Below are 5,330 nucleotides of genomic sequence, written 5' to 3' on the forward strand. Positions count from 1 at the left end.
GGTCGGGGGACTGCTGGCACTCAGTCATACCCTAGAGCCAGCTCTCGTTAGCGCGATCGCCGCATTAGACCAAAAAGCAGTAGAATTTGACTCGATCGTCAAATCTGGGCGGACGCACATGCAGGATGCCGTGCCAGTCAGACTAGGCGACAGTTTCGGCGCTTTTGCTCAAATCTTACGCGACCATCAAGTCCGAATTACTACCGCCGCAGGGGATTTAACCAAGCTCGGTTTGGGTGGTAGTGCCGTCGGGACGGGACTAAATACCCACCCAGAATATCGATCGACTGTCGCCCAAATTTTGGGAGAATTAATCGGGCAAACCCTGACTGTCGCCCCACACTTAATGGCAGCAATGCAAAGCATGGCACCATTTGTAAATGTCTCTGGCAGTCTCCGCAATCTCGCCGCAGACCTAGTAAAAATCTCCCACGACCTGCGATTGATGGACTCTGGCCCTAAGACTGGTTTCAAAGAAATTCAACTGCCTCCTGTCCAACCTGGCTCGTCAATCATGCCGGGAAAATACAACCCAGTGATGGCAGAAATGATCTCGATGGTCTGTTTTCAAGTGATGGGATTCGATCGATCGATCGAGATGGCCGCCCAAGCAGGACAATTGGAATTAAATGTGATGATGCCCCTGATTGCTTACGATCTGATTCATAGCATCGAGATCTTGGGCAATGCCCTGCAAGCTCTGACAGACCAATGTATCGTCGGCATCACCGCCAATCCCGAACGCTGTCATGACTACGCTGAAGGCAGTCTCGCACTCGTCACGGCGCTCAATACTCATATCGGTTATCTCAATGCTGCTAATGTCGCCAAGGAGTCCCTAGCTACAGGTAAATCTCTGCGGCAAATCGTCCTAGAGCAAGGACTGATGGAGCCAGATTTGTTAGCACAGGTTTTAGATCTAGACAAAATGAGTCAGCTACCCTCAGCTTGAGGTATATCGCAGCAGTAGACACAAGTAAGTCGGCGCAAATATCGATCGCACCAGAAAAGCCTGAAACCCATATGGTGGGCAGTGCCCACCCTACCCTCTACGCTGGAAATGTTGGGTTGTTTCGTTCCGAAAGGCTACGCCAACGCGGCTCAACCCAACCTACGACAAAAAGATTTGTTCGTCTCCCATCTACCATCTCCCATCTCCCATCTCTTACCCAATTGTATCGATCGATTGAAACAATTGCCCGACTTGTCACCAACAGCCGGATAATGAACGAACATTAATAGCAAAATTTTGAAGCTGCGATGGATAGTAGTTTAATTCTGTCTAATATCTTAAATCCGCCCGTACTATTCTTTTTCCTGGGCATGATAGCGATTTTTGTGCAGTCCGATTTAGAAATCCCCAATCCACTGCCCAAACTATTTTCACTCTATCTGCTAGTGGCGATCGGTTTTAAAGGCGGACATGAATTATTTGAAAGTGGTTTGAGTCCCTTAATTATCAGCACATTAATAGCCGCCATCGTTATGGCTTCGATCGTACCAGTCTATTCCTTTTTTATTCTAAAAATTAGGTTAGATAATTATAATGCAGCAGCGATCGCCGCTACTTATGGCTCGATCAGTGCGGTGACTTTTATTACGGCGAGTTCGCTGCTCGATAAGCTTCAGATTCCTTACGGTGGTCATATGGTAGCAGCTTTAGCACTGATGGAATCACCCGCGATCGTCGTCGGATTAATTCTCGTCAGAGTGTTTAATAAAAAAGAAACCGAGCTATCTGTAGATAAAGACGATAGCGCAGAAATTTCTTGGGGTGAAGTGTTGCGCGAGGCTTTTTTAAATGGTTCGGTCTTACTTTTAATCGGGAGCCTGATTATTGGTGTGCTTACTGGTGGAGATGGCTGGGCAAAAGTACATTTATTTGTCGAAAAAGACCTTTTTTATGGCGCTTTAATGTTCTTTCTATTGGATATGGGATTAGTCGCCGCACGCCGGATTCAGGATCTTCGCAAAACTGGGATGTTCCTAATTGGTTTTGCCATTTTGATGCCGATTGCCAATGCGCTCATCGGAATTTTCTTAGCCAAGGCAATTGGCATGGGACAAGGTAATGCGCTGCTATTTTCCGTACTTTGTGCCAGTGCGTCCTACATTGCCGTACCTGCCGCGATGCGGATGACTGTGCCGGAAGCCAATCCTAGTTTATATGTCTCGATGGCATTGGCAATCACCTTTCCCTTCAATATCATTGTTGGGATTCCGATTTATTTACAGACTATTAAAATATTGGGAATTTAAACGTGCTGCAAAAAGTTAAAAAGGTTGAAATTATTGTTAGTTATCTCGAAGTTCCTGCTGTCTTGAAAATTCTCAGAAAAAATGCGATCGCTGGCTATACAGTGATTAATAATGTCTCTGGCAGCGGCGAACATGGCTATTCTGGAGACGATTTGATTACTAATAGCTATATTATGATTATCTGTACTGAGTTAATAATGGCAGAGCAATTGTCTAATGCAATGCAACCCCTACTCAAAAAACTTGGAGGAATATTTATTGTCACCGATGCAGAATGGATCGCTCATTAAAATAATTAATAATTAATAATTAATAATTAGTAGAATGTAGTCCCAGTAGTCCCAGTAGTAGGGTGGGCACTGCCCACCATCTAGGTTTTAGACAGAATCCATCCGATCGATAATTGTATTTTCCTGCTAACTTAACCTCGGGAATATCTTGATGAAAATCGTTGATAAAGATCTGGAAATTATCGAATCTTGGCACAAAAATGCCGCCCCTTGGATTATCGCAATTGAGGAGCGGCAGATTGAAAGTCGTAAATTAGTAACCGATCGAGCGATAATCGATGCCGTCGTCAGTCAAAATGGGCGCAAAGTCCTCGATCTTGGTTGTGGTGAAGGTTGGCTAGCTCGGGAATTAACATTACTGGGCATGGATGTCCTGGGTACCGATATTATCCCAGCATTTATCGATCGCGCACGTCTGAATGGTAGCCAGAGATTCGAGCTACTCTCCTATGAAGAGATCGCTGGCGGTAAATTAGCGGAAAAGTTCGATGTGGTAGTTGCTAATTTTTCCTTACTGGGACAACAATCAGTAACGAGTCTATTCCGATCGATCCGTTCGCTACTCAATCCCCAGGGTTCTTTTATCGTCCAGACACTACATCCCTTACTTGTCTGTGGCAATTTCACATATGTCGATAGTTGGCGTTCTACAAGCTGGGATGGCTTCAGTAGTGGCTTTACACCCACGCCGTGGTATTTTCGCACGATGGAGACTTGGGTGCAACTCTATGCTACCAACGGCTTATCGATCGTCGAAATCCGCGAACCCATTCTTCCGCAGACAGGTAAACCCGCTGCGGCGATTTTCATTGGGATCTCGGAGCGATAACCAAAGGCACTCTTGGCAACTACTTGACTGTCGAGCGTTGGCATAAAGACAATAACAAACCAGCAATCCCGAGTTTACTGGCTTCCAACACCCAGTAAATCGAGTGCATCTGATTCATTTCTACAGGCAAAGATTTGGTGGTCGCAAAAATATCTAAATCGATACCCAATCCACTCATATAAGGCGTTACTACGAAAGTATAGCTCATCGCGATCGCCATCAGCATCACTGCACTTGCCAACATCTGAGACTGATGATTCATGCGATCCGATAGTTTGCTCAGTGCCCACACACCGCTTAAGATTATTGCCGCACACAGCAACTCTACCCGATTAAAAATCCAGAAAATACTGTAGCTTGCCGAAGCAAATCCACTGCTCTCCATCATCCCCGTCGTCCATAAGGTGGGCATGATGACTAAATCTAAAATCAAACTACCACTGAGCCAAAAACCCAAGCTACCAGTAACGAGGTTTTGCCATCTTTGGGCAGCGATATCGCCGATCGAGAATCTACTCTGTTGACCGCCATCAAATGCTTGCGTCATGTTATCCACCTTTATATCGAACCTTATTATTCAGGATAACTTATCAGACCGATAAGCAATACTAATTTTTGTATCGACGCAAACCTATTTCAGTGGCAAAGTTCCGGTTAAGTTAGTCTTCAATCGGTTCTAAATAGCGATCTTCCAGTAAAAATGCCCCCCGCTCGAATTTTACTACCCAATAATTGCCGGGTTTGCGATCGATAATTAATCCGCGCGTTCCCACTGGTAGCAAGCTTGGCGAACGTAACATCGGCATCGGATCGGCAGTTTTGAGATGAGTCGGTAACGCAATTATGCGCACATTAGTGCCAATATTAAGTTCTTTAAACATAATTAGACATAAGTTATTAATGATTAATTATCGATTACTAATTATCGATGATTTATCGCCTTAGCGATCGATTCTGGTGTGAATGCGAACTAGAGCGAGATTAGATCTGGTGAATTTCGCCGCGATCTACTCCAAAAATCTGTCATTAGGTAGATGTTACTACTGGTTGATGATGTTGCTGAGTGTGACAGAGCGAGATTTAGAGACGATCGATCGCACCTCTAATCTATAGTGTTACTTGAATTGGTCGATCTGCTTTTTACTATTACTAAATTATTAACTTGGGACATCATCTATCTGACGGTAGGCGATCGGTTTGACTAATCCTGTGCTACTATAAGAGGTGAAGATTATTTTCGGCTGTATGGTTCTTTTTACAAGCTTTTCTCCGAATCTAACTCTCTACACCTACAGGATTCTGGAGACAGCGATATGTCAATTTACGTCGGCAATTTATCCTACGAAGTTACGCAGGATGACCTAACTCAGACTTTTGCCGAGTACGGTAAAGTCAAGCGAGTTCAATTGCCTACCGATCGGGAAACTGGTCGTCTACGCGGTTTTGCTTTTGTGGAAATGGAAACAGACGCAGAAGAATCTGCTGCTATCGAAGCTCTCGATGGCGCTGAATGGATGGGTCGCGACCTCAAAGTCAACAAGGCTAAGCCTCGTGAAGAAAAAGGTTCATTCGGTGGTGGTGGCGGTGGCAACCGTCGCTACTAGATTTGAGCCTTAGCGTTTGAGTCAAGCAAAAAGAAGGGCAGACTCCAAGTTTGTCCTTTTTTGGTCGATAAATAGCTAATACGATCTAGTCTTGTTAGTTTTATAAGTCGCCGTAAAGCATTGGAAGCTAAACAGATGTGGAGCAATAGTAAGACTATCTCGGTAGCAAGTTGCTGTGAAGCGTCAAGGAATCCTCGCTCATTTGGGACGAGGAGGTATGTCAAATAACTAAGTTTGTGGATGGGTTAGGATGTCTCAAGTAATTCCCGGTGAAAGTGAAGGCATTGAGTCAGTGCTACGCCGATTTAAGCGAGAAGTCTCCAAAGCGGGGATTTTCCCAGATATGCG

General features: G+C 44.8%; 10 protein-coding genes. 8 read left to right on the forward strand and 2 right to left on the reverse strand.

The genetic code is table 11. The features are described 5' to 3' along the window. From RMO35_RS01565 to RMO35_RS01585, 5 genes are all read left to right on the forward strand, one after another. Window positions 1-952: lyase family protein (locus tag RMO35_RS01565; protein WP_309738080.1), on the forward strand; the 952-nt coding region annotated here is incomplete at its 5' end. An 81-nt stretch (window positions 953-1,033) separates the two neighbouring features. Further along, window positions 1,034-1,225, forward strand: a complete 192-nt coding sequence (locus tag RMO35_RS01570) for a hypothetical protein (RefSeq protein ID WP_309738081.1) — start codon at window positions 1,034-1,036, stop codon at window positions 1,223-1,225. Between the two features lie 35 nt (window positions 1,226-1,260). Further along, window positions 1,261-2,259 carry a sodium-dependent bicarbonate transport family permease gene (locus tag RMO35_RS01575; protein WP_309738082.1) on the forward strand — a complete coding sequence of 333 codons (999 nt, stop codon included), beginning with the start codon at window positions 1,261-1,263 and terminating at the stop codon, window positions 2,257-2,259. 2 nt (window positions 2,260-2,261) lie between these two features. Next, window positions 2,262-2,549, forward strand: a complete 288-nt coding sequence (locus RMO35_RS01580; RefSeq protein ID WP_309738083.1) for a P-II family nitrogen regulator — start codon at window positions 2,262-2,264, stop codon at window positions 2,547-2,549. A gap of 151 nt (window positions 2,550-2,700) precedes the next feature. Then, complete coding sequence (locus tag RMO35_RS01585; protein WP_309738084.1) at window positions 2,701-3,378, forward strand: class I SAM-dependent methyltransferase; 678 nt, start codon at window positions 2,701-2,703, stop codon at window positions 3,376-3,378. A 19-nt stretch (window positions 3,379-3,397) separates the two neighbouring features. Here the strand turns inward: RMO35_RS01585 and RMO35_RS01590 are convergent, their stop codons facing one another. Next, window positions 3,398-3,925, reverse strand: a complete 528-nt coding sequence (locus RMO35_RS01590) for a DUF4149 domain-containing protein (RefSeq protein WP_309738085.1) — start codon at window positions 3,923-3,925, stop codon at window positions 3,398-3,400. 112 nt (window positions 3,926-4,037) lie between these two features. Then, window positions 4,038-4,259 (reverse strand): regulatory protein SipA, encoded by a 222-nt coding sequence (gene sipA, locus RMO35_RS01595; RefSeq protein WP_309738086.1) that lies wholly within the window; start codon window positions 4,257-4,259, stop codon window positions 4,038-4,040. A 109-nt stretch (window positions 4,260-4,368) separates the two neighbouring features. Between sipA and RMO35_RS01600 the strand changes: the two genes are divergently transcribed. From RMO35_RS01600 to rpsU, 3 genes are all read left to right on the forward strand, one after another. Next, window positions 4,369-4,491: a hypothetical protein gene (locus tag RMO35_RS01600; protein WP_309738087.1), complete on the forward strand. Its 123-nt coding sequence runs from the start codon at window positions 4,369-4,371 to the stop codon at window positions 4,489-4,491. Between the two features lie 200 nt (window positions 4,492-4,691). Further along, entirely contained in the window at window positions 4,692-4,982 is a 291-nt protein-coding gene (locus RMO35_RS01605) for an RNA-binding protein (RefSeq protein ID WP_309738088.1), read from the forward strand. Between the two features lie 250 nt (window positions 4,983-5,232). Continuing rightward, a partial coding sequence (rpsU, locus tag RMO35_RS01610) for a 30S ribosomal protein S21 (protein WP_309738089.1) occupies window positions 5,233-5,330 on the forward strand: 98 nt, incomplete at its 3' end.

The organism is Chamaesiphon sp. OTE_20_metabat_361, assembly GCF_031364565.1.